Source organism: Corynebacterium silvaticum, assembly GCF_004382825.2.
Taxonomy (GTDB): Bacteria; Actinomycetota; Actinomycetes; order Mycobacteriales; family Mycobacteriaceae; genus Corynebacterium; species Corynebacterium silvaticum.
The window spans coordinates 553,803-578,000 of sequence record NZ_SDQO02000002.1; the positions used below are offsets into that span (position 1 = coordinate 553,803).

Annotated in this window: 27 protein-coding genes and 3 pseudogenes; 20 read left to right on the forward strand and 10 right to left on the reverse strand. The window is 54.7% G+C overall.

The features are described 5' to 3' along the window. The first annotated feature begins 2 nt into the window (after window positions 1-2). The 5 genes from rpsG (at window position 3) to ET810_RS06800 (ending at window position 5,699) form a co-directional block, all read left to right on the forward strand. Window positions 3-470: a 30S ribosomal protein S7 gene (gene rpsG, locus ET810_RS06780; protein ID WP_013241192.1), complete on the forward strand. Its 468-nt coding sequence runs from the start codon at window positions 3-5 to the stop codon at window positions 468-470. Between the two features lie 288 nt (window positions 471-758). Further along, window positions 759-2,885 carry an elongation factor G gene (gene fusA, locus ET810_RS06785; protein ID WP_134316166.1) on the forward strand — a complete coding sequence of 709 codons (2,127 nt, stop codon included), beginning with the start codon at window positions 759-761 and terminating at the stop codon, window positions 2,883-2,885. Between the two features lie 306 nt (window positions 2,886-3,191). After that, on the forward strand, window positions 3,192-4,382 hold the full coding sequence (gene tuf / locus ET810_RS06790) for an elongation factor Tu (RefSeq protein WP_013241194.1): 1,191 nt from the start codon (window positions 3,192-3,194) through the stop codon (window positions 4,380-4,382). 95 nt (window positions 4,383-4,477) lie between these two features. Beyond that, complete coding sequence (locus tag ET810_RS06795) at window positions 4,478-5,107, forward strand: hypothetical protein (RefSeq protein ID WP_087453378.1); 630 nt, start codon at window positions 4,478-4,480, stop codon at window positions 5,105-5,107. Window positions 5,108-5,141: 34 nt separating this feature from the next. After that, complete coding sequence (locus tag ET810_RS06800; RefSeq protein WP_404825542.1) at window positions 5,142-5,699, forward strand: DUF421 domain-containing protein; 558 nt, start codon at window positions 5,142-5,144, stop codon at window positions 5,697-5,699. Here the strand turns inward: ET810_RS06800 and ET810_RS06805 are convergent. From ET810_RS06805 to ET810_RS06830, 6 genes are read right to left on the reverse strand one after another with little or no spacing between them, the layout of a single operon-like run. Then, a complete protein-coding gene (locus ET810_RS06805) occupies window positions 5,696-6,241 on the reverse strand; it encodes an alkaline shock response membrane anchor protein AmaP (protein ID WP_087453380.1) in 546 nt (181 codons plus the stop codon). The genes ET810_RS06800 and ET810_RS06805 overlap by 4 nt on opposite strands. After that, on the reverse strand, window positions 6,238-6,786 hold the full coding sequence (locus ET810_RS06810; protein WP_087453381.1) for a DUF6286 domain-containing protein: 549 nt from the start codon (window positions 6,784-6,786) through the stop codon (window positions 6,238-6,240). Before ET810_RS06810 ends, ET810_RS06805 begins: the two co-directional genes overlap by 4 nt. Next, the gene (locus ET810_RS06815; RefSeq protein ID WP_087453382.1) at window positions 6,779-7,240 is read right to left on the reverse strand and encodes an Asp23/Gls24 family envelope stress response protein; all 462 of its coding nucleotides are present in this window, start codon (window positions 7,238-7,240) and stop codon (window positions 6,779-6,781) included. Before ET810_RS06815 ends, ET810_RS06810 begins: the two co-directional genes overlap by 8 nt. Next, on the reverse strand, window positions 7,240-7,446 hold the full coding sequence (locus tag ET810_RS06820) for a hypothetical protein (protein WP_013910792.1): 207 nt from the start codon (window positions 7,444-7,446) through the stop codon (window positions 7,240-7,242). The genes ET810_RS06815 and ET810_RS06820 overlap by 1 nt, the downstream gene beginning before the upstream one ends. Further along, entirely contained in the window at window positions 7,446-7,796 is a 351-nt protein-coding gene (locus tag ET810_RS06825) for an Asp23/Gls24 family envelope stress response protein (RefSeq protein ID WP_087453383.1), read from the reverse strand. Before ET810_RS06825 ends, ET810_RS06820 begins: the two co-directional genes overlap by 1 nt. Before the next feature lie 12 nt (window positions 7,797-7,808). Next, entirely contained in the window at window positions 7,809-8,276 is a 468-nt protein-coding gene (locus ET810_RS06830) for an Asp23/Gls24 family envelope stress response protein (protein ID WP_087453384.1), read from the reverse strand. Between the two features lie 735 nt (window positions 8,277-9,011). Between ET810_RS06830 and rpsJ the strand changes: the two genes are divergently transcribed. Genes rpsJ through rpsQ form a run of 11 tightly spaced genes read left to right on the forward strand, consistent with a single transcriptional unit; the run spans window position 9,012 to window position 14,162 of the window. Further along, complete coding sequence (rpsJ, locus tag ET810_RS06835) at window positions 9,012-9,317, forward strand: 30S ribosomal protein S10 (RefSeq protein ID WP_003854291.1); 306 nt, start codon at window positions 9,012-9,014, stop codon at window positions 9,315-9,317. A gap of 32 nt (window positions 9,318-9,349) precedes the next feature. Further along, window positions 9,350-10,006: a 50S ribosomal protein L3 gene (gene rplC / locus ET810_RS06840; protein ID WP_013241203.1), complete on the forward strand. Its 657-nt coding sequence runs from the start codon at window positions 9,350-9,352 to the stop codon at window positions 10,004-10,006. Continuing rightward, window positions 10,003-10,656: a 50S ribosomal protein L4 gene (rplD, locus tag ET810_RS06845; RefSeq protein WP_087453385.1), complete on the forward strand. Its 654-nt coding sequence runs from the start codon at window positions 10,003-10,005 to the stop codon at window positions 10,654-10,656. Before rplC ends, rplD begins: the two co-directional genes overlap by 4 nt. Then, a complete protein-coding gene (gene rplW / locus ET810_RS06850) occupies window positions 10,656-10,961 on the forward strand; it encodes a 50S ribosomal protein L23 (RefSeq protein ID WP_023635110.1) in 306 nt (101 codons plus the stop codon). Before rplD ends, rplW begins: the two co-directional genes overlap by 1 nt. A gap of 21 nt (window positions 10,962-10,982) precedes the next feature. Then, a complete protein-coding gene (rplB, locus tag ET810_RS06855; protein WP_013910797.1) occupies window positions 10,983-11,825 on the forward strand; it encodes a 50S ribosomal protein L2 in 843 nt (280 codons plus the stop codon). Between the two features lie 16 nt (window positions 11,826-11,841). Further along, window positions 11,842-12,120 (forward strand): 30S ribosomal protein S19, encoded by a 279-nt coding sequence (rpsS, locus tag ET810_RS06860; protein WP_013241207.1) that lies wholly within the window; start codon window positions 11,842-11,844, stop codon window positions 12,118-12,120. Window positions 12,121-12,123: 3 nt separating this feature from the next. Continuing rightward, on the forward strand, window positions 12,124-12,486 hold the full coding sequence (rplV, locus tag ET810_RS06865; RefSeq protein ID WP_013910798.1) for a 50S ribosomal protein L22: 363 nt from the start codon (window positions 12,124-12,126) through the stop codon (window positions 12,484-12,486). After that, a complete protein-coding gene (rpsC, locus tag ET810_RS06870) occupies window positions 12,486-13,232 on the forward strand; it encodes a 30S ribosomal protein S3 (protein WP_087453386.1) in 747 nt (248 codons plus the stop codon). The genes rplV and rpsC overlap by 1 nt, the downstream gene beginning before the upstream one ends. Window positions 13,233-13,234: 2 nt before the next feature. Beyond that, window positions 13,235-13,651 (forward strand): 50S ribosomal protein L16, encoded by a 417-nt coding sequence (gene rplP, locus ET810_RS06875; protein WP_013241210.1) that lies wholly within the window; start codon window positions 13,235-13,237, stop codon window positions 13,649-13,651. Beyond that, window positions 13,651-13,881 carry a 50S ribosomal protein L29 gene (gene rpmC, locus ET810_RS06880; RefSeq protein ID WP_004566751.1) on the forward strand — a complete coding sequence of 77 codons (231 nt, stop codon included), beginning with the start codon at window positions 13,651-13,653 and terminating at the stop codon, window positions 13,879-13,881. Before rplP ends, rpmC begins: the two co-directional genes overlap by 1 nt. 2 nt (window positions 13,882-13,883) lie before the next feature. Next, window positions 13,884-14,162 (forward strand): 30S ribosomal protein S17, encoded by a 279-nt coding sequence (gene rpsQ / locus ET810_RS06885; RefSeq protein ID WP_087453387.1) that lies wholly within the window; start codon window positions 13,884-13,886, stop codon window positions 14,160-14,162. Window positions 14,163-14,357: 195 nt separating this feature from the next. Here the strand turns inward: rpsQ and ET810_RS06890 are convergent, their stop codons facing one another. From ET810_RS06890 to ET810_RS06905, 4 genes and pseudogenes are all read right to left on the reverse strand, one after another. Continuing rightward, window positions 14,358-16,040, reverse strand: coding sequence for an ABC transporter family substrate-binding protein (locus tag ET810_RS06890; RefSeq protein ID WP_087453388.1), 1,683 nt, complete (start codon window positions 16,038-16,040; stop codon window positions 14,358-14,360). A gap of 24 nt (window positions 16,041-16,064) precedes the next feature. Beyond that, window positions 16,065-18,143: pseudogene (locus ET810_RS06895) on the reverse strand (dipeptide ABC transporter ATP-binding protein). 3 nt (window positions 18,144-18,146) lie between these two features. Further along, window positions 18,147-19,186, reverse strand: a pseudogene (locus tag ET810_RS06900) (ABC transporter permease). A 2-nt stretch (window positions 19,187-19,188) separates the two neighbouring features. Then, a pseudogene (locus ET810_RS06905) lies at window positions 19,189-20,172 on the reverse strand (ABC transporter permease). Window positions 20,173-20,884: 712 nt separating this feature from the next. Between ET810_RS06905 and rplN the strand changes: the two are divergent. The 4 genes from rplN (at window position 20,885) to ET810_RS06925 (ending at window position 24,180) form a co-directional block, all read left to right on the forward strand. After that, entirely contained in the window at window positions 20,885-21,253 is a 369-nt protein-coding gene (gene rplN, locus ET810_RS06910) for a 50S ribosomal protein L14 (protein WP_013241217.1), read from the forward strand. A gap of 2 nt (window positions 21,254-21,255) precedes the next feature. Then, window positions 21,256-21,570 (forward strand): 50S ribosomal protein L24, encoded by a 315-nt coding sequence (gene rplX, locus ET810_RS06915; protein ID WP_087453389.1) that lies wholly within the window; start codon window positions 21,256-21,258, stop codon window positions 21,568-21,570. A 2-nt stretch (window positions 21,571-21,572) separates the two neighbouring features. Next, window positions 21,573-22,136, forward strand: coding sequence for a 50S ribosomal protein L5 (rplE, locus tag ET810_RS06920; protein WP_013910805.1), 564 nt, complete (start codon window positions 21,573-21,575; stop codon window positions 22,134-22,136). A gap of 700 nt (window positions 22,137-22,836) precedes the next feature. Beyond that, a complete protein-coding gene (locus tag ET810_RS06925; RefSeq protein WP_087453390.1) occupies window positions 22,837-24,180 on the forward strand; it encodes a serine/threonine transporter in 1,344 nt (447 codons plus the stop codon). The last annotated feature ends 18 nt before the right edge of the window (window positions 24,181-24,198 follow it).

Consider the following 24,198-nt stretch of genomic DNA (forward strand, 5'->3'; position numbering starts at 1 on the left):
CAATGCGTAAGAATGCAGCTCCCAAGCGTCCTATCGTTAAAGACCCAGTTTTCGGCTCTGAGGTTGTTACCCAGTTGGTAAACAAGGTTTTGTTGGACGGCAAGAAGTCCACCGCTGAGCGTATCGTTTACGGCGCACTGGACATCTGCAAGGAAAAGACCGGTACTGATCCGGTTCTGACCCTTGAGAAGGCTCTCGGCAACATCAAGCCTGATCTTGAGGTTCGTTCCCGCCGCGTCGGTGGCGCTACCTACCAGGTTCCTGTTGAGGTTCGCCCGGGCCGTGCAAACACCCTGGCCCTGCGTTGGTTGGTTACGTTCACCCGTCAGCGCCGCGAGAACACCATGATCGAGCGTCTCGCTAACGAGATCCTTGATGCAGCGAACGGCCTCGGTGCTTCCGTGAAGCGTCGCGAGGACACCCACAAGATGGCTGAGGCTAACCGCGCCTTCGCCCACTACCGCTGGTAATTCGTATGCGTATTGTGACCCGACTGGGACGGCTCAGAGTTTTCACCCTCGTTGCGCACGTGTAAAACCACGGCGACAAGGAGATGTGAGAAGCTGCGCGCCGCCAGTTGGGTCACTTTTCCATAGGAAAGATCTCGTAAACTTTCACGTTTTGTTGGAACTCGGCTGAGAATTCAACGAGTTTTTGGCAGAATAAACACGAACTATCCGTGCAGTGAGTGTGTCTTCCTGCAGCGTTTACCGCTCTAGGGACAAAGACCACTCTAGCTACATAAGTTAGGGACAACTGTGGCACAAGAAGTGCTTAAGGACTTGAACAAGGTCCGCAACATCGGCATCATGGCCCACATTGACGCCGGTAAGACCACCACCACCGAGCGTATCCTCTTCTACACCGGCATCAACCGTAAGGTCGGCGAGACCCACGATGGTGCTTCCACCACTGACTGGATGGAGCAGGAGAAGGAACGCGGCATCACCATTACCTCGGCTGCTGTTACCTGTTTCTGGAACGGCAACCAGGTCAACATCATCGATACCCCAGGCCACGTGGACTTCACCGTTGAGGTTGAGCGCTCCCTTCGCGTTCTCGACGGCGCAGTCGCAGTGTTCGACGGTAAAGAGGGCGTTGAGCCTCAGTCCGAGCAGGTGTGGCGTCAGGCTGCTAAGTACGACGTTCCCCGTATCTGCTTTGTGAACAAGATGGACAAGCTCGGTGCAGACTTCTACTTCACCGTTCAGACCATCATCGATCGCCTCGGTGCTAAGCCATTGGTCATGCAGCTGCCTATCGGCGCTGAAGATGACTTCGATGGTGTTGTTGACCTTCTTGAGATGAAGGCCATCACGTGGCGCGGCAAGGTCGAGACCGGCGCTGAGCCAGTTATCGAGGAGATTCCAGCTGACTTGGCTGACAAGGCTGCTGAATACCGCGAGAAGCTCGTTGAGACCGTCGCTGAGGCCGATGAGGCTCTCATGGAGAAGTACTTCGGTGGCGAGGAACTCACCATCGAAGAGCTCAAGGCCGGTATCCGTAAGCTGACCGTTAACTCTGAGGTCTACCCAGTTCTTTGTGGTACCGCTTACCGCAACAAGGGTGTTCAGCCACTGCTCGACGCTGTTATCGATTACCTCCCAACTCCATTGGACATCGGAGAGGTTCACGGACACAAGGTTGGCGACGAGTCTGTGGACTTGGTTCGTAAGCCTTCCGTTGAAGAGCCTTTCTCTGCTCTTGCGTTCAAGATCGCAGCTCACCCGTTCTTCGGCAAGCTCACCTTCGTTCGCGTTTACTCCGGTGTTGTTGAGCCTGGTGCTCAGGTTGCCAACTCCACCAAGGGCAAGAACGAGCGCATTGGTAAGCTGTTCCAGATGCACGCCAACAAGGAGAACCCTGTTGACGAGGCACGCGCTGGTAACATCTACGCGTTCATCGGTCTGAAGGACACCACCACTGGTGACACCCTCTGCGATAAGAACGACCAGATCATCCTTGAGTCCATGGACTTCCCGGACCCAGTGATCAAGGTGTCCATCGAGCCAAAGACCAAGTCTGACCAGGAGAAGCTCGGTACCGCTATTCAGAAGCTTTCTGAAGAGGACCCAACCTTCACCGTTGAGCTCGACGAAGAGTCCGGCCAGACCGTCATCGGCGGCATGGGTGAGCTCCACCTCGACGTTCTTGTTGACCGCATGAAGCGCGAATTCAAGGTCGAAGCTAACGTTGGTAACCCGCAGGTTGCATACCGCGAGACCATCCGTAAGACCGTCGAGAAGCTTGAGTACACCCACAAGAAGCAGACTGGTGGTTCCGGTCAGTTCGCTAAGGTCATCATCGGCATCGAGCCTTACGTTCCTGAGCTGGAGACCTTGGAAGAGGGCGAGTCCCCAATCTACAAGTTCGAGAACGCTGTCACCGGTGGACGCATTCCGAAGGAATACATTCCTTCCGTGGATGCAGGTATCCAGGATGCAATGCAGTACGGCTACCTCGCTGGCTTCCCGCTGGTAAACATCAAGGCAACGCTTATCGACGGCGCATACCACGAGGTTGACTCCTCTGAAATGGCCTTCAAACTTGCTGGTTCTCAGGCTCTTAAAGAGGCTGTCGCAAAGGCAAAGCCAGTTCTTCTTGAGCCTTTGATGGCTGTCGAGGTCATTACTCCTGAGGAGTACATGGGCGACGTTATCGGCGACATAAACTCTCGTCGTGGCCAGGTCTCCGCAATGGGTGACCGTGCTGGCGCCAAGGTTGTTAAGGCAAAGGTTCCGCTGTCCGAGATGTTCGGTTACGTTGGTGACCTGCGCTCTCGTACCCAGGGCCGCGCTAACTACACCATGATCTTCGATTCCTACGCAGAGGTTCCGACCAACGTAGCAACCGAGATCGTTGCTGAGCGCAACGGCACTGCCTAAGCGTTAAGCCCTCTCGTACTATGTCCTTTTCCCTCCTGTGCTGGTGGGGAAAGGGGCGGTACGGAAAGGGGTAGCGGCTCGTTGAGCGTTTCCACCTGCGGAATGCTGAGCCGGCCGTTACCCTGTAAGATCCATCTGGATCCTTCGGTGGTTTGATAAAAACACCGTGTGACCCTAGGATCATGTAACTGGCGCATTAGTAAATAGCTGTACTGCCAGACTGCCGAATTAGCGGTCAGAATGTACAGCAACTGTCAACTCGTGGCTGCGAAATCGTAGCCACCACGAAGTCCAGGAGGACACACAGTGGCAAAGGCTAAGTTCGAGCGTACTAAGCCGCACGTTAACATCGGTACCATCGGTCATGTCGATCACGGCAAGACCACCACTACCGCTGCTATCACCAAGGTTCTGGCTGACGCATACCCGGATCTCAACGAGGCTTTCGCCTTCGACGCCATTGACAAGGCGCCGGAGGAGAAGGAGCGTGGCATCACGATCAACATCTCCCACGTTGAGTACCAGACCGAGAAGCGCCACTACGCACACGTGGATGCTCCGGGTCACGCCGACTACATCAAGAACATGATCACCGGCGCTGCTCAGATGGACGGCGCAATCCTCGTGGTTGCTGCTACCGACGGCCCAATGCCTCAGACCCGTGAGCACGTTCTGCTCGCTCGCCAGGTTGGCGTTCCTTACATCCTCGTTGCTCTTAACAAGTGCGACATGGTTGACGATGAGGAAATCATCGAGCTCGTCGAGATGGAGATCCGTGAGCTGCTCGCTGAGCAGGATTACGATGAAGAGGCTCCAATCATCCACATCTCCGCACTGAAGGCTCTCGAGGGCGACGAGGAGTGGACCAAGTCCATCCTCGAGCTCATGCAGGCTTGCGACGATTCCATCCCGGATCCAGAGCGCGAGACCGACAAGCCATTCCTCATGCCTATCGAGGACATCTTCACCATCACCGGTCGTGGCACCGTTGTTACCGGCCGTGTTGAGCGTGGCCAGCTGAACGTCAACGAAGACGTTGAGATCATCGGTATCAAGGAAAAGTCCACCCAGACCACCGTTACCGGTATCGAGATGTTCCGTAAGCTTCTCGACTACACCGAGGCTGGCGACAACTGTGGTCTCCTCCTCCGTGGTATCAAGCGCGAAGACGTCGAGCGCGGTCAGGTTGTTGTTAAGCCAGGCGCTTACACTCCTCACACCGAGTTCGAGGGCTCTGTCTACGTCCTTTCCAAGGACGAGGGCGGCCGCCACACCCCGTTCTTCGACAACTACCGTCCTCAGTTCTACTTCCGCACCACCGACGTTACCGGTGTTGTGAAGCTTCCTGAGGGCACCGAGATGGTTATGCCTGGCGACAACGTCGACATGTCCGTCACCCTGATCCAGCCTGTCGCTATGGACGAGGGCCTGCGCTTCGCTATCCGCGAGGGCTCCCGCACCGTTGGCGCTGGCCGCGTCACCAAGATCATCAAGTAATGATCTTTTAGCAGTTCGCTGCTAGGCTTTTAAAAATCCGCCTTGGTCTCTGTGCCAGGGCGGATTTTTTATGCCGTGGGATAAAATCGGAACCCATGATCGATCGTTCCCACATGGATAGAATGCTTGATGCCGTCCGAGAAGTGTGGGAAGGCCAGCCGGATCTGGATTTTGCTGCACTCATGGGCATGCTGAACACCCACGGACTTACGTGGGGAATTTCCGATAACGATGCCCATGACATATGCATGATGATTGCCACTACCTATCCGGGGGAGCTCTCCAAAGTCACAGGGCGGTACAGCGTGTTGCTTGCCAACAACACCACCGCAGTACTTACCCGGGAGCGCATTGTGCTGCTTCGCGGTTGGCAGCAACCTATCTGGTGGAACTACAAGTCCCTAGTGCAAGCACGGGTGGGCTTGCCCCTCGTTGTGGCTGACCACCAGGGCATTGAACACCGTCTAGACACGATTCGCCGTATTGAGAAGACAACGCTGGCGGAAGATACGGATACGCGCGTAATTGAGCTTGCCGACGCCTCCGTGGTTCTCCAAAGAGGCCATCAAGCGCGTCACTTTGTGCGCAGGTGTCGCGAGGTGGAGACCCACGAGTATCGGGTTCCTCAGGCGTGGTCGCCTGAAATAGAAAAGCCACTAAAGCTCCTCACCAAGGAACGCACTGCGGTGGAGTTGCCCGCTATCGCAGCACATATCCTTGGGTAGGAGCACTGAGGTTTCTACTGCCGGTAAAGTTCCTGTGGTGCAGGAGTTTAAACCTATCCTCGTAGAGCAACTGACCATCGAGCCGTGGCGTATCCCCGTTGTGATTATCGCCGGGGTTGGTATTTATCTTGTTTTTCTGCTGATGATCCGAATATTCGGCGCACGGGTGCTCTCCCGTATGACAGCCTTTGACGCGGTGGTTCTCACAATGGTTGGTGCTGTGGCGGGTCGCGTTATCATCGGGCATCCTCCGACGCTCGCCGCTGGCGTGATCGGGTTGATAACTCTGATGCTGCTGGAAGCTATGTTTGGGGCCGCACGTAGTGTTTCTTCTGGTCTGCGACAAACCTTTGACGGCCGTCCGCGCATAGTGCTGGTGCACGGCGAGTGGATTTTTGAGGAATTGCGTAAGACTCACTTGGCTAAGTCGGATGTCCGATTCGCCATTAGAAGAGCTGGGATACACCGTATGGACATGGTGCAGTGCGTGATTCTTGAGCCCACGGGAGAACTCTCGATTTTTAGGGAAGGAACCCCGGTAGACCCCGAGCTGTTACGGGGCGTAGCGGGCGTAGACCGGCTTTATCCTTAGTCTTCAACTTTAGCCATGTGCACACGGTACTCGGTGCGAATAGGCGTGTCCGGTAAAACCGCTGCTATGTCCTGGTCTAGTTGCTGAAGCGCCTGCTGGATGCTCAGCGCATTCGGTACCGATTCCAAGAGGATCGTGAGGGCGATGACTGTCTCCTCGCCGCGTCTTTCCACATGCCCGTGGGCGGAGATAACAGGATCGAGTTCTTCTATGTCTTCGGCTGCTAGTTCTGCTATGTGGTCTATGTTGACGCTGATTGTCCCGTTCTTCTGAGTGACGCGGGAAATATGATTGCGACGCATATTGGCAACCACAATCCAGACTCCGCTGATTAAGAAAAGAACCGCGGCGAAGAACAAAGCGACATCGAACCAGCGTTGCTGAGATGCCTGGTGCCAACGCGGAAACTCAGCAAGATCAGCGAGCTGCTGTGCCCACGGAAGATCAAAATTGAGGGCAATGGTCCACGCAGCCAGAGCTCCGAGAAGAGCACCGATGAGGAGGCATAGGAGACGGTCGAAACTAGCCGTAGATCGTTTCATTGACTTTCACCTCTCACTACAACTTTGAGCTTGGGACGTGTGCACAGCTTCAGGGCGAGGGGCTCAACAGCAGTACGAATACGTTCCTCATATGTTTTAGCTTCTGTGAGCTGGTGAGAATCAATGGACGCCACCACCCTGATGGAGCGAGCGGAACCATTTACTGTGGTGTGCGCTTGGTTGACCCCAGGGACCTGCTTGGCGTTCAAAGTAGCTAGGCGTGCGATATCAAGGGGGCGCACATAACAGGTGACATCGTCGATAAGCGCCACATGGGTACGAGGTCGAGGTTTGAAAGCAATAGCTATCAGAACCAGGGCGAGAATCACCGTTGCTATGCCCGCAGCTAGCATCCAAGGCTGGTAGGTGACGGCAGAAATAAAACGAAGCACTGGGTTCACCCAGGCATGGCGGTGGTGGCCTTCAGTTCGCACCCACCAGAGTTCTCGCGCGGCGACAAAGCCGATGCCTATAGCGACGAGCCCAATGAGAATCGCGGCAAGGCGGGCGGCGGGGCGTCCTTTGATAGCAGTGGGGCTATCCATGGCTCCTCCTTGATTCGATTCTGTGGATAGTTATGGGTTTCAGTGCGCGTTGGGGCGCAGTGACGATAGGCACGAGCGATTGCGGTTCAGGAGCCACAGGGTGTGTTACCCGTGGTGGCTGTGGCTCGGGCGCGACGTCAAGCCGTGCTCCGTGGTTAAGAGCGGTGACTACAACATTCACAGGTACGCCCTGAATACCCGCGTAGCTAGAGAACCACTCGCTAATCGCAGCGGCCACATTTTCCGCCACGGCTGTCACCGGACTGGGCCACGTTACTGCTACAAAGGCTTCCACTGTGGGGATTGAGTGGAGGTCGTCGCGGCGGACGTCGATACGCGGAAGCGAGCGGCCAGCGCGGCGTGGAACGCGTACTGTGCCGGGGACTGAGTGCACAGCCGCTTTAGCCAGCTTGGTGAGAGCCCGATCCGTGATGATTACCGGAGGGGCTGTCATTATCCGCGGCCTCCACGTCGGAGATTCTCAACGAGGTCGTGGAAAATCTTGTACAGGTCGATCTTTCCATCAAAGTGCGCGCCGATAAGGGCACCTATGCCTCCAGCGACCGCCAGAATGAGGAGCGTGAGCAAATGGCCCGACAGGATCGCAAAGATCACCAAAACGCCGAGGATTGCGCCGAGAAGGGTTTTATTCTGAAACATTAAAGCTCCTTTAGCTGGGTTAGCTTTACGACGTCACTGATGACCACGTCAATCGAATTAACATCGCAGAGATCAGAATCCGCCACAGCCGCAGTGATTGATTGGGCAAGCTCCGTGAGGTTATAGCCGTAATAAGCAGCAACATTTACCTCAAGGGTCTGCTGGCCCTGTTGTATATCGTCTAATCGGAGTCCGGTGATTTTGCACCGCGGATAGAGCAGCGCGACCTCACCAAAACGTCCGCCACGAAGCTCCGCAACACCATCAATCCCAAGAATCTTTTCTGTTAGCGCGTATGCAGATTCATATGAGGGGAGAGTGGGAAGCCCTGATGGTCGCGGGGTTGTCACTGTGAAAGCTCCTTAGTGGACGCGAGTGTGAGCAGGAGAATCGTTGGCTTCGCCTTCGTCTTCATCGAGCTCCAAGTGGACGTCATGAACGGTGACGTTGACTTCAGTGACCTCAAGGCCCGTCATGCGCTCAATGGCATTGATAATGTTCTGTCGAATTGCTTGTGCCAGCTGGTGGATAGCGACTCCGTATTCAGCGACGATGGCAACGTCTACTGCAGCTTGGCGCTCGCCAACCTCCACCTCGACACCCTGCTGAAGATTGGTGCGCGATCCAGGAATCGAGTCGCGCAGTGCCCCGACTACGCGCGCAGCGTTGCCGCCGACGGCATGAACTCCCGATACTTCTCTGGTGGCTAGGCCAGCGATCTTTGCCACGACGGTATCTTCAATGACAGTCCTGCCGTGAGTGGTTTCCAATGTTGTAGGGGAACCAGCAGTTGAAGTTTCTACTGCTGGAGCATTCTGTGTATCGGACATGAGACGATCCTCCTCGTATATGGCGGTGTAACGCGTACGCAGCCGGTTTGTTCAGCCCCTGAAGTTACGTCCTCTATACTAAAAGGGTTTTTCTTAAAAGGGGAGGGGAGGGCAACTCCATGTGGATAACGATGCGGACAATTTTTAGACAAGTCGGCGTGATGGGGGCGCGGGGGCGTCGAAAAGCTAGAACCTTCCTATGTGACGGAAAACACGTGAAAAGTGTGGAGAAAGTTCTGGGAAGGGTTGTGCTGGATGGCTATTGATGTTTAAATACAAAGGTTGCTTTGACACAGTTATCGCAAAGTCTTCGCATATATGGTGCGGAAATTTTGAATTACTGCTGGTAAAGCAAACATGACACCTTCATGGTGAACCTCTGAGCGGAAACGTGAATGAGGGAAACGGAAGGATCCTTAAGAGATTGGGTGCAATGCACGTTTTTCTTGAGGGCCGGAGTGAAGGGGCATGGCAAATAAACAGCGGCAGTACGTAAGGGCCACGCTTATCGTGAGATATTAGGTCCCTTCCGGCTTGACATACGGGTCTTGTACCCCGTCAGGTGTTATGGCGTGTGTTTGTGTCCACGTCCACTAACTCCACCAAGTCGTCATAGACAGTCAAGTAAGAACTGGCGTTGCGCCCAGGCCCTAAGGTCCGGACAACGTTATAGAGATATTAAGAGCGATTCCCACCAATCCCTAGGATGTGGGACAAGCGAGGAAGAGGATAAGCGTGGCGGGACAAAAGATCCGCATTCGGCTGAAGGCCTACGATCACGAGGCGATTGATGCGTCTGCACGCAAAATCGTCGAGACCGTGACCCGTACGGGTGCACGTGTCGTCGGCCCGGTGCCGTTGCCCACCGAAAAGAACGTATACGCCGTTATTCGTTCTCCCCATAAGTACAAGGATTCTCGCGAGCACTTCGAGATGCGCACTCACAAGCGCCTGATCGACATCCTCGACCCGACGCCGAAGACGGTTGACGCTCTTATGCGCATCGACCTTCCGGCCAGCGTCGACGTGAATATTCAGTGATCGACGAAATTTTTGGCAGCGGAGAATAACTTATGAGTGAAACTGAGATCAAGGGCATTCTGGGCACCAAGCTCGGCATGACCCAGATCTTTGACGAGGACAACCGAGTAATCCCGGTTACCGTCGTTGAAGCTGGGCCGTGTGTGGTCACCCAGATTCGCACCATCGAAACCGATGGCTACAACGCCATCCAGATCGCCTACGGCGACATCGACCCTCGCAAGGCAAACAAGCCTGCAACCGGTCATTTCAAGAAAGCTGGCGTTACCCCTCGCCGTCACGTTGCAGAGATTCGTATGAACGACGTTTCTGCATACGAGCTCGGTCAGGACGTTACCGTTGAGATCTTCGAAGGCATCACCTTTGTTGACGTCACCGGAACGACCAAGGGTAAGGGCTACGCAGGTGCTATGAAGCGCCACGGCTTTGCAGGTCAGGGCGCTGCCCACGGTAACCAGGCTGCACACCGCCGCGTCGGTGGCATCGGTGCCTGCGCTACCCCAGGTCGCGTTTTCAAGGGCACCCGCATGGCAGGCCGCATGGGTAATGATCGCGTCACCACCCAGAACCTGAAGGTTCAGAAGATTGATGCAGATGCCAACCTGATTCTGATCAAGGGCGCTATTCCTGGCAACCGCGGTGGCATCGTTACCGTTAAGACTGCAGTGAAGGGCGGTGCACACGCATGACCAACCTAAAGTTGGACGTCCTCACCGCTGAGGGCAAGACCGACGGTCAAGTCGAACTGCCAGCAGAGATCTTCGATCGTGAAGCTTCTGTGGCACTTATGCACCAGGTTGTCAACGCACAGCTTGCTGCAAAGCGTCAGGGTACTCACTCGACCAAGACCCGCGCTGAGGTCTCCGGTGGCGGACGCAAGCCGTTCCGTCAGAAGGGCACTGGCCGCGCTCGTCAGGGCTCGATCCGTGCTCCTCACTTCACCGGTGGCGGCATCTCGCACGGCCCTAAGCCACGCGACTACAGCCAGCGCACCCCGAAGAAGATGATCAAGGCTGCTCTGTACGGTGCACTGTCGGATCGCGCTCGCCACGAGCGTATCCACGTGATCACCGAGCTGGTCGCTGGTCAGACTCCTTCCACCAAGTCCGCACGCGCTTTCGTTGAGCGCATCACCGATCGTTGCAACGTTCTTCTCGTTGTCGGTCGTGAGGACACCACCGCACAGAAGAGTGCTCGTAACCTGCCCGGCGTTCACATCCTGTTCGCTGATCAGCTGAACACTTATGACGTCCTCAAGTCTGATGACGTTGTGTTCTCTGTCGAGGCTTTGAACACCTTCATCAACCGCGTCACCGGCGCGGCTCAGGAGGAGAAGTAATGGCTAAGATCGCAGACCCCCGTGACATCATTCTCGCCCCGGTCGTCTCCGAGAAGTCTTATGGCTTGATGGAGCAGAACACCTACGTGTTCTTCGTTGCTCCTACCGCCAACAAGACCGAGATCAAGATCGCAATCGAGCAGATCTTCGGCGTCAAGGTTGCTTCCGTTAACACCGCTAACCGTGAGGGCAAGCGCAAGCGCACTCGCTCCGGTTACGGCGTACGCAAGGCAACCAAGCGCGCTTACGTGACGCTTCGAGAGGGCAGCGACGCAATCGACATCTTCGGCGGCTCCGCCGCTTAAGGTTCGAGGTAAGGACAAATTATGGCTATTCGTAAGTACAAGCCGACAACCCCGGGTCGCCGCCAGAGCTCCGTTTCCATGTTCGACGAGATCACTCGTTCTACTCCGGAAAAATCTCTGGTTCGCCCGCTCCCTAAGAAGGGCGGCCGTAACGTTCACGGCCACATCACCGTTCGCCACAAGGGCGGTGGACACAAGCGCCAGTACCGCGTCATCGACTTCCGTCGTAATGACAAAGACGGCATTCCCGCAAAGGTCGCTCACATTGAGTACGACCCGAACCGTACCGCTAACATCGCACTTCTGCACTACGTAGATGGCGAGAAGCGCTACATCATCGCTCCTAAGGGTATGAAGCAGGGCCAGATGATCGAATCTGGTGCTGCTGCAGACATCAAGGTTGGCAACAACCTTCCGCTGCGTAACATCCCTGCTGGTACCACCATTCACTGCGTCGAGTTGAAGCCGGGCGCAGGCGCTAAGCTGGCTCGTTCCGCTGGTGCCTCCATCCAGCTCCTCGGTAAAGCTGGTAAGTACGCAGTTCTGCGTATGCCGTCTTCGGAAATCCGCCGCGTGGATATCCGTTGCCGCGCAACCGTGGGCGAGGTCGGCAACGCTGACCAAATCAACATCCGCTGGGGTAAAGCCGGCCGTATGCGCTGGAAGGGCGTCCGCCCGACCGTCCGTGGTGTCGTTATGAACCCGGTCGATCACCCACACGGTGGTGGTGAAGGTAAGACCTCCGGTGGTCGTCACCCTGTTTCCCCATGGGGAAAGAAAGAGGGTCGTACCCGCAACCCCAACCGTTACAGCAACAATATGATCGTGTCGCGTCGTCGCACGAACAAGAGCAAGAAGCGCTAAGAGGAGGAAAACTTAGATGCCACGCAGCCTTAAGAAGGGCCCGTTCGTCGATGAGCACCTCCTCGCAAAGGTCGATGCTCAGAACGAAAAGGGCACCAAGCAGGTCATCAAGACCTGGTCCCGCCGTTCCACCATTCTCCCGGACTTCATTGGCCACACCTTCGCCGTCCACGACGGTCGCAAGCACGTGCCAGTGTTCGTGGACGACTCTATGGTCGGCCACAAGCTCGGTGAGTTTGCACCCACCAAGACCTTCAAGGGTCACATCAAGGACGATAAGAAGGGACGTCGATAAGCGATGAGTGAATCTGTCACCTCCGCACGCGCTACCGCGCGCTTCGTCCGTGTCTCTCCTATGAAGGCACGTCGTGTGATCGATCTGGTCCGCGGCAAGTCCATCGAGGAAGCACTCGCAATCCTGAAGTACGCTCCACAGGCTGCTTCTGAGCCGGTTGCAAAGGTCGTTGCTTCTGCAGCCGCTAACGCTGAGAACAACTTCGGTCTAGATCGCCGCTCCCTGGTCATCTCTGAGGCTTTTGCCGACGAGGGGCCGACCATGCGTCGTTTCAGCCCCCGCGCTCAGGGTCGTGCTTTCCAGATACGCAAGCGCACCAGCCACATCACCGTGGTTGTTGAGAGCCAGAAGGAAGGGGCCAAGTAGTGGGCCAGAAAATCCATCCTCACGGCCTACGTTTGGGCATCACTTCCGAGTGGAAGTCCCACTGGTACGCCGACAAGAACTACTCCGAGTACGTTGCTGAGGACATCCGTGTCCGCGAGTACTTGGTAAAGACCTTGGACCGTGCAGGTATCGCCGATATCGTTATCGAGCGCACCCGCGATCGCGTCCGCGTCGATATTCACACCGCTCGTCCGGGCATCGTGATTGGTCGTCGTGGTTCTGAGGCAGACCGTCTGCGCAAAGAGCTGGAGAAGCTCACTGGCAAGCAGGTCGCCCTCAACATCCTTGAGGTCAAGAACATTGATGCAAACGCTCAGTTGGTGGCTCAGTCCATCGCCGAGCAGCTGACCAACCGTGTGGCATTCCGTCGCGCAATGCGCAAGGCTATCCAGTCTGCAATGCGCCAGCCACAGGTCAAGGGCATCAAGGTTGTTTGTTCCGGTCGTCTCGGCGGTGCCGAGATGTCCCGCACCGAGCGCTACCATGAGGGTCGCGTTCCGCTGCACACCCTCCGCGCCGAGATCGATTACGGCACCTACGAGGCACACACCACTTTCGGTCGCATTGGCGTCAAGGTGTGGATCTACAAGGGTGACGTCGTCGGTGGTCGTCGTGAGAGCGAGATCAATGCACCCGTAGAGCGTCGCCGCCGTGGTGACCGCAACGCATGCCCGCGTCGCGGTGGCCAGCGTCGTAACCGCGCTGAGCAGAAGCAGGAGGGCTAAGAATGCTTATCCCTAAGCGCGTCAAATACCGTCGCCAGCACCGTCCGACTCGTAGTGGCGTGTCCAAGGGCGGTAACCGCATCACTTTCGGTGACTACGGCATCCAGGCTCTTGAGCCTGCCTATATCACCAACCGTCAGATCGAGTCTGCACGTATCGCCATCAACCGCCACGTCAAGCGTGGTGGCAAGGTGTGGATCAACATCTTCCCGGATCGTCCGCTGACCCAGAAGCCGCTCGGCGTGCGTATGGGTTCCGGTAAGGGCCCCGTGGAGAAGTGGATCGCTAACGTCAAGCCGGGTCGTATCCTCTTCGAGATGAGCTTCCCGAATGAAGAGGTAGCTCTTGAGGCTCTGCGCCGTGCAGGCCAGAAGCTTCCTTGCAAAGTTCGTATCGTTAAGAAGGAGGACCAGTTCTAATGGCTAACGGTACCCCCGCACACGAGCTTCGCGAGCTGAACGCCGAGGAGCTGAAGACCCGTCTGACCGAAGCCAAGGAAGAGCTGTTCAACCTGCGCTTCCAGGCTGCTACCGGCCAGTTGACCAACAACCGCCGCCTTCGCACGGTAAAGCGCGACATCGCCCGCATCTACACCGTTATTCGCGAGCGTGAGCTGGGCCTGTCCGAGGTTCCGGGAGCTGAGGCTTAAACATGAGTGAGGCAAACGTGAACAAGAAGGAAAAGGGCGCACGCAAGGTCCGCACCGGCTACGTGGTTTCTGACAAGATGCAGAAGACCATCGTTGTTGAGCTTGAGGACCGCAAGCAGCACGCCAAGTACGGCAAGACCATTCGTACCAACTCGAAGGTCAAGACACACGATGAGGACAGCATCGCCGGCGTCGGCGACCTCGTCCGCATCGAGGAGACTCGTCCGCTGTCCAAGGACAAGCACTTCCGTCTCGTTGAGATCATTGAGAAGGCTAAGTAGTCTTTGACAGAGAATTAGCTCCTGGCTAATCGCAAACGCGGTGTATATCTTGAGAAATTGAGATATGCACCGCGTTTGCACAGAGCAGTAAGCTCTGGGCTCTTGCAAGCCTGTGATGGCAAAAACAAGCCGGACCATACTGAACTAGCGGGGAGCAGTTCAGTATGGTCCGGTTTGTACTAGTTTGTACTATCTTTATTCGGCAGCCCAGCCGATGTTTTCTATGGGAACGCTAGCAAAAGCATAGGCGCCGTAGTTAGCAAGCCCCTTCTTCACCGCGACGATATTAACGCCGTTGAATTCAGGGATTACCCCGTAGCGAGCGAGAGCCTCTACTTCCAGTTCGTTTGCACGTTTGATTTGTTCCTCACGGGTAGGAAGCGCCTGGAGCTCGCGAATCTTAGCATCAAGTTCGGGGGTTCCCGAGTGAGAACGATTGAGCTGGGAATCGGAGAGGTACGTTTGCCCGAAGTACGTGACGCCGAAAGGATCGCCAGCGGTGAAACCGATGGGGAAGATGTCGTAGTCGTCACTGGTTGCGAGCTTGGAAAAATCAGAGGATGGATGAGTCTCGATCTTCAAATCGATACCGATGTCTTTGAGCATCTTCTGGCTGGCTTTAGCAACAGACGTAGTTTGCTCGTCTTCACCAACCAAAACATATCGAATAGCTAGAGGCTTGCCGTCCTTTTCACGGATTCCGTTGGGGCCTTCAGCCCAGCCGGCTTCATCAAGAAGAGCCTTAGCCTTGTCTGCGTCAAAGGTAGCTACCTTGGAGAAGTTGTCCTGATAGTCCTTCTGGAAGGGGAAGTTGATGAGAGATCCAGGAGGATCCTCGGTGTAAGGAACGCCTTGGAACCAGATCGAGGACAGCAGCTTACGGTCTAGACCACGAGATACTGCCTCGCGCACCTTGATATCTTGCAAAATATCGGACTTTGCGTTGAGTAGCAGCAATGCGTTCTTAGGTAGACGACCGGTGCGGAGCTCAATACCCTGCATATCCTTGACTGCAGCGTAGCGGTCTTTCGACGGAACAGCCGTAGAATCGATCTCACCGTTCTTAAACGCGTTGACAGCCGCAGTGGTGTCCATCTGACGGAAGATGCGCTTATCTAGCTTTGGTGCGTCACCCCACCATTTTTCATTGGGAACGAACGTGGCTTCGCCTCGGTTGAAATCGATAGATTCCACCTTGTAGGGCCCTGCGCCCCATTCAGGGTGCACTTTCTTTACATAGTCATTGTAGTTGTGGGGATCACCCAACGCTGGGTGAGCGATGATACTGAATAGGCCCGTCCACCAAGGGTAGGTGCTGTCGAATTCTACGACAGCTTGCTTGTCATTAGCGCCCTTGGTCACCGAAGTGATGTTCTCATAACCGTCAGTGGCTGAGGGGACAAAAGCAGGGTCTTTGCCGTTTGTTGATTTTCCAGGTGGTTTCAAAAGCACGCCAGTCGATGGGGTTCCATCATTGAAAACAGCTTTGTCGTTGATGGTGTAAACGAGCTTGGTTTTGGAGCTGGAAGATTCTTCCTTCACATCCGTCACGTAGTTCTTGTTAAAAGAGAACTCGCTCTCTGGAGTGGAATCAATAAGTGTCGGGTTGTACCATTCCCACAGCATCGTGGTGTAACGCGTGGAATCCGCGTGGTGGCGATTCTGCTGTTCAGAGAATTCACCAATAGCAGTGGTGAACGTGCCGCCCTGCTTAATCTTGTCGCGATCCAAAGGATTGGAATCGGCGATACTGATGGTATCGGCAGTCTGCGCGTCCTTCGACGTGGGCGAGTCGCCACCGCATCCTGCAAGGAATAACGCACTTGCAGCAAACACAGCGGCTAATTTCCCGCTGGGGCTTCTGAGTTTCATGGACATGCCTTTCTTCCTAAGTTGAGAGGATTAATTGAGGGGAGTACCCGCAAAGTGACAAGCGTGAAGATGATCTGAATTTTCTGAATCGTCTATTCTGCGTACCTCCGGTTCTTGGTCGCGGCATCGACGCTGGTGGGCGTCGCCAAGCGTGGCGTAAAGCGGGCATCGTCCCCGAAACGCGCAGCCCGTGATCTCCTCTGTGGGGGAAGGCTGCGAGTCGGTGAGGATGATCCGTCTTCGGTTGCGCTCGGCGACGGGATCCGCCAGCGGGATCGCCGAGAGCAGCGCTTTGGTATAAGGGTGCTGCGGATTGTCAAAGAGAGAATCTGTATCGCCCTGTTCGACAAAACGACCCAGGTACATTACTGCGGCACGGTCAGAAATGTGACGGATAACGGAGAGGTCGTGAGCCACAAACAGGTAGCTGATGCCTAGGCGGGCTTTGAGCTCATCGAGGAGGTTCAGCATTCCTGCCTGGACAGAGACGTCGAGAGCAGAGACGGGCTCGTCAAGGACGATCAACTTGGGATTGGCAGCAAGCGCACGAGCTAGGGAAATGCGCTGGCGTTGGCCACCGGAAAAGTGGCCGGGGAACCTATCAATATGGGCGGGGTTTAAGCCGACTAGTCGGATAAGCTCGCGGATACGCTCATTTTTATCGCCGTCCCATCCCAAGGAATCGAGAGGCTCGCGGAGGATCTCTGCGACAGTGAGTCGTGGGTCAAGAGCTCCCATGGGGTCTTGGAAAACGATCTGAATGTCTTTGCGTAGGAGTCGTCGTTGATGCTTGGATATGCCCGCGACGTCTTGCTCACCTAACCGAATCTGAGTGGGTGCTTGCGGGGCCAGATCCATGATCTCCAACAGCGTGGTGGTCTTACCGCAGCCAGATTCGCCGACGATAGCAAAGCATTCGCCTTCTTTGATGTCAAAGGTCAGGCCGCTCACCGCTCGGACTTCTCCCACCGTTCGTTTCAGGAGAGCACCTTTGACCAATGGGAATGTTTTAGTCAGATCAGAGACGCTAAGCACGCAGGAGCGCTTCTCGCGGGGGATTCGCATGAGGGCGCCCTCATGAACAGGAGGCGTGGGGAAAATCGGAGCGCCATGAAGTTCTCCGCGGGAGATCGCAGTAGAGCGGATACACGCACGCTGCCTGATGCTGATCATTAATGGGCAGCAGGCCAGGCTCAGTCGCACGGCACTCGTCCGTGGCTATGGGGCAGCGCGGTGCAAAAGAGCACTCGTCGGGCAGATTAACCACGATCGGAGAGCTTCCCTCAATAGTGGTAAGTGAGACCTTTTCGCGTTTGCGTACAGAGGGGATAGAGCCAAGCAATCCGACGGTATAAGGCATCTTAGGCTCGCTGAAAAGCTCGTGAACGCCGGCGTATTCTACGGGGCGTCCTGCGTACATAACCATCACGTTGTCCGCGGTGCCAGCAACAACGCCCATGTCATGAGCAATCATGATCGTCGCGGCGTTAGTTTCCTTTTGCGCCATTTTGATCAGGTCGGAGGATCTGGGCCTGAATAGTCACGAGTCACGTCGAGGGCCGTGGTTGGCTCGTCAGCGATAAGGACTGACGGATTGTTGGCGATGGCGATGGCTATCACGACGCGTTGGCGCATACCGCCGGAAAATTCGTGGGGAAAAGCAAGGGCGCGACGCTTGGGATCAGGTATGCCCACGAGGTCCAGAAGCTCGATAGCCATATCCCACGCTTTGGCCTTAGAAATTTTTTGGTGGCAGCGCAGGGCTTCGACGATCTGAGATCCCACATTGAATACGGGTGTCAGCGCAGAGAGTGGATCTTGGAAGATCATGCTAATTTCCTTGCCGCGTGTTGCGGACATGGCGTCGTCGGAAAGCCCGATGAGCTCGCGGTCATGAAGTTGAACGGAACCTGTAACTGTGGCGTAGTCGGGCAGCAAACCCATGACTGCCATAGAGGCTACGGATTTTCCGGAACCAGATTCTCCCACTATGCCGAGTGTCTGACCAGGATAAAGATCAAAAGAGATACCGCGAACTGCGTTGACGTTTCCAGCTTCTGAAGGGAAGGTGACGTTGAGGTTCTGGACGCTAAGGACTGGATTAGTCATGGTTTAAGCCTTTCCAACTGCTGCGGAATTGGGATCGAGCGCGTCGCGGAGACCATCAGCAATGAACGCCATGGAAACGGTGAGGAGAGTGAGCACTGCAGCTGGGAAATAGAATTCCCAAGGTGAAGATAAGAGTGAATTCGCGCCGGTAGAGAGCAGGGTACCGAGGGATACGTCGGGGATCTTGACGCCAAGTCCCAAGAAGGACAACCCAGTTTCGCTCATGACCGCGCTGACCACACCTAACGTGGCATTAATGACAAGAAGCGAGCCAATGTTGGGGATAAGGTGGTGGCGAATGATAGTGAAGTTAGAGACCCCCATGTAGCGGGCTGCCTTGATATATTCCCGTTCTCTGAGGGACAGCGACATAGACCAGATCACTCGGGCGTAGTACATCCATCCGAATGCAATCAAAACCACGATGAGTAGTTTCCAGTCACCGCCGGAGCCAGAAACAATAAGGGTAATGATGAGGAAGGATGGGATCACCAGGAGGAAGTGAATAATCCCTAAGATCGCGCGTTCGGGGCGTCCGCCGAGCAAAGCTGCAGTGGAACCGACGAATGCGGAGATAAGGGTAGTGGCGAGTGAAACAGTGATGGCGATGGTGAGGGAACGTCCAAGTCCATGAACGACCATGGCAAAAAGATCGTTTCCTGAAGAACTCGTGCCAAACCAGTGCTCAGGGGAAGGCGGGCTACTCAGTGCTAAAAAGTCTGGGTCATCAAAGTCCCATTGAGCTATGAAAGAACCAAAAATCGCCAGCAGGAAGAGCAGAAACAGGATTACTGAGCCGACTACTGCCGTCTTGTTGCGAAGGAAACGCGCAGATAGAGACGGTATTTGTTCATCGGTTTTTGCACAGTAACATGCGCTGTTTCAATACCCTGCTGGGCGTTGAGGATTTCCGATTCTGTGACGCTAGAGGTGTTGGTTTGCGCCAGCGGAGAGCTGGAAACCGTGAGGTCTGCGGTAGGCAGAACGTTGGGGGAGAGGTCCTCGTGCCGATCCTCGCCGTTATTGCGATATTCCTTGCGCATGGTTAGCTCACCCGGACTCGTGGATCGAGAATGACAACAAAGATGTCGGCGAGGACTGCGCCGATGGCCGTCATAAGGGCACCAAAGGCAGCGACTGCGACAACTCCATGGATGTCATTCTTATTAATAGTGGAGACGAAATATTGCCCCATGCCCTGCCATCCGAAGATCGTTTCGGTCATAATCGCACCGGTAAAAATTCCGGGTATGGAGAATGCGACGGTAGTAGCTACGGGGATGATGGACGTGCGCAGAGCGTGTCGACGCACAGCCTGTGCCCTGGTGAGTCCCTTTGCACGTGCAGTGCGCACATAGTCGGCGTCGATGTTGTCGAGCAATATTGAGCGCTGGAGAAAGTGGTAACTCGCGTAAGAGATGATGATGAGTGAAACGGTGGGCAATATGAGGTGCTGCGCGTAATCGATGAGCTTGGGTAAGAATCCCTCAACGCCCACGGATGAGGCCCCTGTAACAAAGAAGAGATTGGTGCCTAGAGCCTGATTAGTTTTAATAGCAAGCCATACAACCACGATGGATGCCACGACAACGTGGATGTTCATGGCCAGGATAGAGATGAACTGGAAGACCCGATCGCCGGCTTTGTATTGGCGGAAAGCCGTGAAAACACCAATGCCTACGCCAAGCAGCACGGAAATGATTGTGGCGAGGAGCAGAAGTTGGGCGGAAACCCAGATGCGATAGGAGATCTGAGAGTTTACGGAATCGCCTAGCGGTGAAGACCCCTAGTCCCAGTGCATGATGATGTTGGAAAGCCAGTGCCACCAGCGCTCAATGATCGGTTCTTTGTCATTGAGGTTGAGCGGGCTCAGTATCGCGTCGACACGATCTTCCGGAACAGGCGGTCGGCGGCCAACATAGTTTGAACGGGGATTAAGGAAGAAGGACGCGAGGAAGTATGTAAGGTTCACCGCGAGAAAAATCATGGCCAACCAGCCAAGCGTTTTCTTAATGAGAAACTTGATCATAGGTATGGGCTGCCTGTCGTGATTTTATGTGTGAGCGTTGGATGAAGCCTTACCTGCCAAAAGTAAAGGGAATCACTAAACACTCTTAACGTGAGTCAGTTCATATTAAGTATGAAAATTAGCAGAGATGAGGGACTTTTTGTGTGATTCTTTCAAGAAAGTTCAAATTAATTATTTCCATGCTTCTATTGCTTATTAAGCCTCGTTTTCTGTCTTTCACCTTTGTAGATATGGTAGATCGGGGGAAATTTTTAATCTGAAAAGATGTCGGATTTAACATTTATTCCGCTTGTTCCTGTTGGCCAACAGGTCGTTTGTAAAAGGTATCCAGAATGAAAACCACCCACCTTTCCCCGTTTGGGGGTGGTTTGCAGGTTCCTGGCCTGGCTGGGGTGTTTGGTGGAATGTCTGGGTGGGAGGGGACGTCGTAAAGCAATGTCCTAAATCTCTTGAGGGTGTTGGCGGCGCGTGGGGGCTTGTTGGGAAGGCTCTTGGGTTTGATATGAGGTGAAGCTTGCTGGTGTGGTGGGGCTTGTGGTTAAATGTTCAGGTTGCCTATATAGGTCGGCTGATTGTGCACTAGTTTCCGAGTGTCGCGGCCGAGACCCCTCGACCATTGATGGTTCGTTGAGCATGTGTAGGTAGTAGTACATAGACCGCGTGCGTCAGTTCGGAAATCTGCCGCACAAACATCCAGGTCAGGAGACCCATAGTGATTCAGCAGGAATCGCGTCTGCGGGTTGCCGATAACACTGGTGCACGAGAGATTCTCTGCATCCGCGTTCTTGGTGGCTCCACCCGACGCTTTGCTGGCATCGGCGACGTTATTGTCGCGACTGTCAAGGAAGCAACCCCCGGCGGCAACGTCAAGGCTGGCGAGGTTGTGAAGGCTGTTATCGTTCGCGCAAAGAAGGAAACCCGTCGTGCAGACGGCTCCTACATTCGCTTCGATGAGAACGCTGCTGTTCTGATCAAGAACGACAACGAGCCTAAGGGTACCCGTATCTTCGGCCCCGTTGCTCGTGAGCTGCGCGACAAGCGCTTCATGAAGATCGTTTCTCTTGCACCGGAGGTGATCTAAGAATGAAGGTCCATAAGGGCGATATGGTTCTGGTGATCTCTGGCCCCGATAAGGGTGCTAAGGGCAAGGTCATTCAGGCTTTCCCGAAGACCGATAAGGTCCTCGTTGAGGGTGTTAACCGTGTAAAGAAGCACGTTGCTAACTCTGCTCCAGAGCGCGGCGCTGAGTCTGGCGGAATTGTCACCCAGGAAGCTCCAATCCACGTCTCTAACGTTATGGTTCTAGACTCCGACGGTAACCCGACCCGTATCGGTTACCGCTTCGATGAGAACGGCAAGAAGGTCCGTATCTCGCGTCGTAACGGGAAGGACATCTAATCATGAGCGAGAACTACACCCCGCGTCTGAAGACCCGCTACCGTGAAGAAATCCGCACCGCGCTGAATGAAGAGTTCTCCTTTGAGAACGTCATGCAGATTCCTGGTGTGACCAAGGTTGTTGTCAACATGGGCGTCGGCGACGCTGCACGTGACTCCAAGCTGATCAACGGTGCGCTTGAGGATCTGACCCTTATTACCGGTCAGAAGCCTGAGCTGCGGCGTGCGAAGAAGTCCATCGCTAACTTCAAGCTCCGTGAGGGCATGCCGATTGGCGCACGCGTTACCCTTCGTGGCGACCGCATGTGGGAGTTCCTGGACCGTCTGCTGACTGTTGCTCTGCCTCGTATTCGTGACTTCCGTGGTCTTTCTGACCAGCAGTTCGACGGACACGGCAACTACACTTTCGGTCTCGCTGAGCAGACCATGTTCTACGAAATCGACGTAGACAAGGTTGACCGTCCTCGCGGTATGGACATCACCGTTGTTACCACTGCAACCAACAATGAGGAAGGCCGTGCGCTTTTGCGTGAACTCGGCTTCCCTTTCAAGAAGGCTGAGAACTAAGAGTTCTTATCCCGATTGGGTCTTAGCTAGGTAAACGTAGCGTAAGGCTTAAAACAAAGTCACCCACTACCAATTAGTGGGTGACTTTGTTTTTTTGTGTCTTTTAGCGCTTCTGCTCTTGGTTTTTCGGAGTGGGCTCGGAGAAATATTTCTAAAAACTGTCCGGTTAGGAGTAGAGCGGGAAGAAAAAGCAGTAATCGGACATTTTTGTTTTCTTCTGAAAATCGTGAAAACTGTGGATTATGTTGGAGTAGCATACCTTCTATAGTGATAAAAATCCCATTCTTTGAGAAGTCTGTCGAATTATAAAAAGAAAAAATACGCGTCAGTTTATGCGGTGGGGTAAGCGATGCCCGTTTTGTTGAGCTGCGCAAACGGGGGATATCTCATGTGATACCTAGTGAACAATTGGTTTTCGGGTAGACAAGGGTCTGTTGGGGAGATATTAATTACACCAAAATAGCCGGTTAATATTTTTAACCTGCCTAGTTCCGTGGTTATTGTCCAGGTGTAACACCAAAGACAGAAGGATGTTAATCGTAACTGGCGTCACACGTCGTCATGAGCTCCCATTCTTGTTTCCTAGTACTTATACCGAGGCCCATCGTGATGGGGCTGGAATAGGTGAGGAGATGGATAAGAGTGACAAGGACTTCCTGAATTCTTTGGTTTGGAATTCGCGAGAATTTTTGGAGAACCCATGTCGCAGACAATTTCCGTGCCAGCAAACTCAGGCTCGGCCGATTCATCATCGTCAGACTCGTCGCCGTCTCACTCGACATCGGCACCGAAGTGGCGTAAAAGTGACACCGTTTGGGCCCTGAGCCTTTTCGGAACCGCCATCGGTGCCGGTGTCCTTTTCCTTCCTATTAACGCAGGCATTGGCGGCATCATTCCGCTGATCGTGATGACGATCGTTGTCTTCCCGATGACCTACTGGGCTCACCGTGGCCTGACGCGTTTCGTTCTTTCTTCTTCTAAAGAAGGCGGAGACCTCACGGACGCCGTCGAGGAGCATTTCGGTCGGAAGGCAGGCGCCTTCATGACCATTCTTTACTTCCTCTCTGTGTACCCGATTCTTCTGGTGTACTCGGTTACCATCACCAACACCGTTAACTCGTTCCTGGAGCACCAGCTCGGAGTGGCCCCATGGCCACGTTGGCTCATGTCCCTTATCCTTGTCGGCGGTTTGATCTTTGTGGTGAGCCTGGGACGCGACGTGATCGTCAAGGCTATGAGCGTGTTGGTCTTCCCATTCATCGGCATCCTGGTTCTGCTGTCCCTGTACTTGGTGCCTAAGTGGAACACATCCTTGTTTGGAACCTTCTCCCTGGAATCCGCCTCGGCAGCGACCGGTCACAGCATCTGGGTCACCCTGTTGCTCTTGGTCCCCGTTATGGTGTTCTCCTTTAACCACTCGCCAATTATTTCTTCCTTTGCGGTAGAAAAGCGCGAAGAGTACGGCATCCATGCTGATGAGAAGACCGGTAAGGTCCTGAAGGTTGCTCAGATCCTCATGGTCTGCGTGGTTATGTTCTTTGTCTTCTCCTGTGCACTAAGCCTTTCCCCACAAGACCTTGCTGAGGCAAAGTCGCAGAACATCACCATCCTGTCCTACTTGGCTAACCACTTTGATAACCCCGTCATCCAGTGGGCTGCTCCTATCATCGCCATGATCGCTGTGGCTAAATCCTTCTTGGGCCACTACCTCGGCGCTGCAGAAGGCTTCCAGGGCTTGATCTCCAAGAAGGGTGCGGAGGCATCCGCTGAGGCCAAGGGCGATCGCAAGCTTGCTCTGATCACGCTGTCCTTCATGCTGGTCACCGCATGGCTCGTCGGCTGGTTGAATCCTTCTATCCTCGGAATGATTGAGACTCTCTGCGGTCCTACCATCGCCATCCTCCTCTTCCTGATGCCGATGTACGCCATCCACAAGGTTCCTGCTCTGCAGAAGTACCGTGGACATCTCTCGAACTACTTCATCTTCTTCATGGGTCTTGTTGCCTTTGGCACGATCTTCTACAACATCGTTCAAGCAATCTAAAACACCCCATAGTTTCCC

Coding starts and splice junctions, on each gene's coding strand:
- rpsG (WP_013241192.1), top strand. CDS start 3: ATGCGTAAGAATGCAGCTCCCAAGCGTCCTATCGTTAAAGACCCAGTT.
- ET810_RS06795 (WP_087453378.1), top strand. CDS start 4,478: ATGATCGATCGTTCCCACATGGATAGAATGCTTGATGCCGTCCGAGAA.
- ET810_RS06805 (WP_087453380.1), bottom strand. CDS start 6,241: ATGAAACGATCTACGGCTAGTTTCGACCGTCTCCTATGCCTCCTCATC.
- ET810_RS06810 (WP_087453381.1), bottom strand. CDS start 6,786: ATGGATAGCCCCACTGCTATCAAAGGACGCCCCGCCGCCCGCCTTGCC.
- ET810_RS06815 (WP_087453382.1), bottom strand. CDS start 7,240: ATGACAGCCCCTCCGGTAATCATCACGGATCGGGCTCTCACCAAGCTG.
- ET810_RS06820 (WP_013910792.1), bottom strand. CDS start 7,446: ATGTTTCAGAATAAAACCCTTCTCGGCGCAATCCTCGGCGTTTTGGTG.
- ET810_RS06830 (WP_087453384.1), bottom strand. CDS start 8,276: ATGTCCGATACACAGAATGCTCCAGCAGTAGAAACTTCAACTGCTGGT.
- rplC (WP_013241203.1), top strand. CDS start 9,350: ATGAGTGAAACTGAGATCAAGGGCATTCTGGGCACCAAGCTCGGCATG.
- rplD (WP_087453385.1), top strand. CDS start 10,003: ATGACCAACCTAAAGTTGGACGTCCTCACCGCTGAGGGCAAGACCGAC.
- rplW (WP_023635110.1), top strand. CDS start 10,656: ATGGCTAAGATCGCAGACCCCCGTGACATCATTCTCGCCCCGGTCGTC.
- rplB (WP_013910797.1), top strand. CDS start 10,983: ATGGCTATTCGTAAGTACAAGCCGACAACCCCGGGTCGCCGCCAGAGC.
- rpsS (WP_013241207.1), top strand. CDS start 11,842: ATGCCACGCAGCCTTAAGAAGGGCCCGTTCGTCGATGAGCACCTCCTC.
- rplV (WP_013910798.1), top strand. CDS start 12,124: ATGAGTGAATCTGTCACCTCCGCACGCGCTACCGCGCGCTTCGTCCGT.
- rplP (WP_013241210.1), top strand. CDS start 13,235: ATGCTTATCCCTAAGCGCGTCAAATACCGTCGCCAGCACCGTCCGACT.
- rpmC (WP_004566751.1), top strand. CDS start 13,651: ATGGCTAACGGTACCCCCGCACACGAGCTTCGCGAGCTGAACGCCGAG.
- rpsQ (WP_087453387.1), top strand. CDS start 13,884: ATGAGTGAGGCAAACGTGAACAAGAAGGAAAAGGGCGCACGCAAGGTC.
- ET810_RS06890 (WP_087453388.1), bottom strand. CDS start 16,040: ATGTCCATGAAACTCAGAAGCCCCAGCGGGAAATTAGCCGCTGTGTTT.
- rplX (WP_087453389.1), top strand. CDS start 21,256: ATGAAGGTCCATAAGGGCGATATGGTTCTGGTGATCTCTGGCCCCGAT.
- rplE (WP_013910805.1), top strand. CDS start 21,573: ATGAGCGAGAACTACACCCCGCGTCTGAAGACCCGCTACCGTGAAGAA.
- ET810_RS06925 (WP_087453390.1), top strand. CDS start 22,837: ATGTCGCAGACAATTTCCGTGCCAGCAAACTCAGGCTCGGCCGATTCA.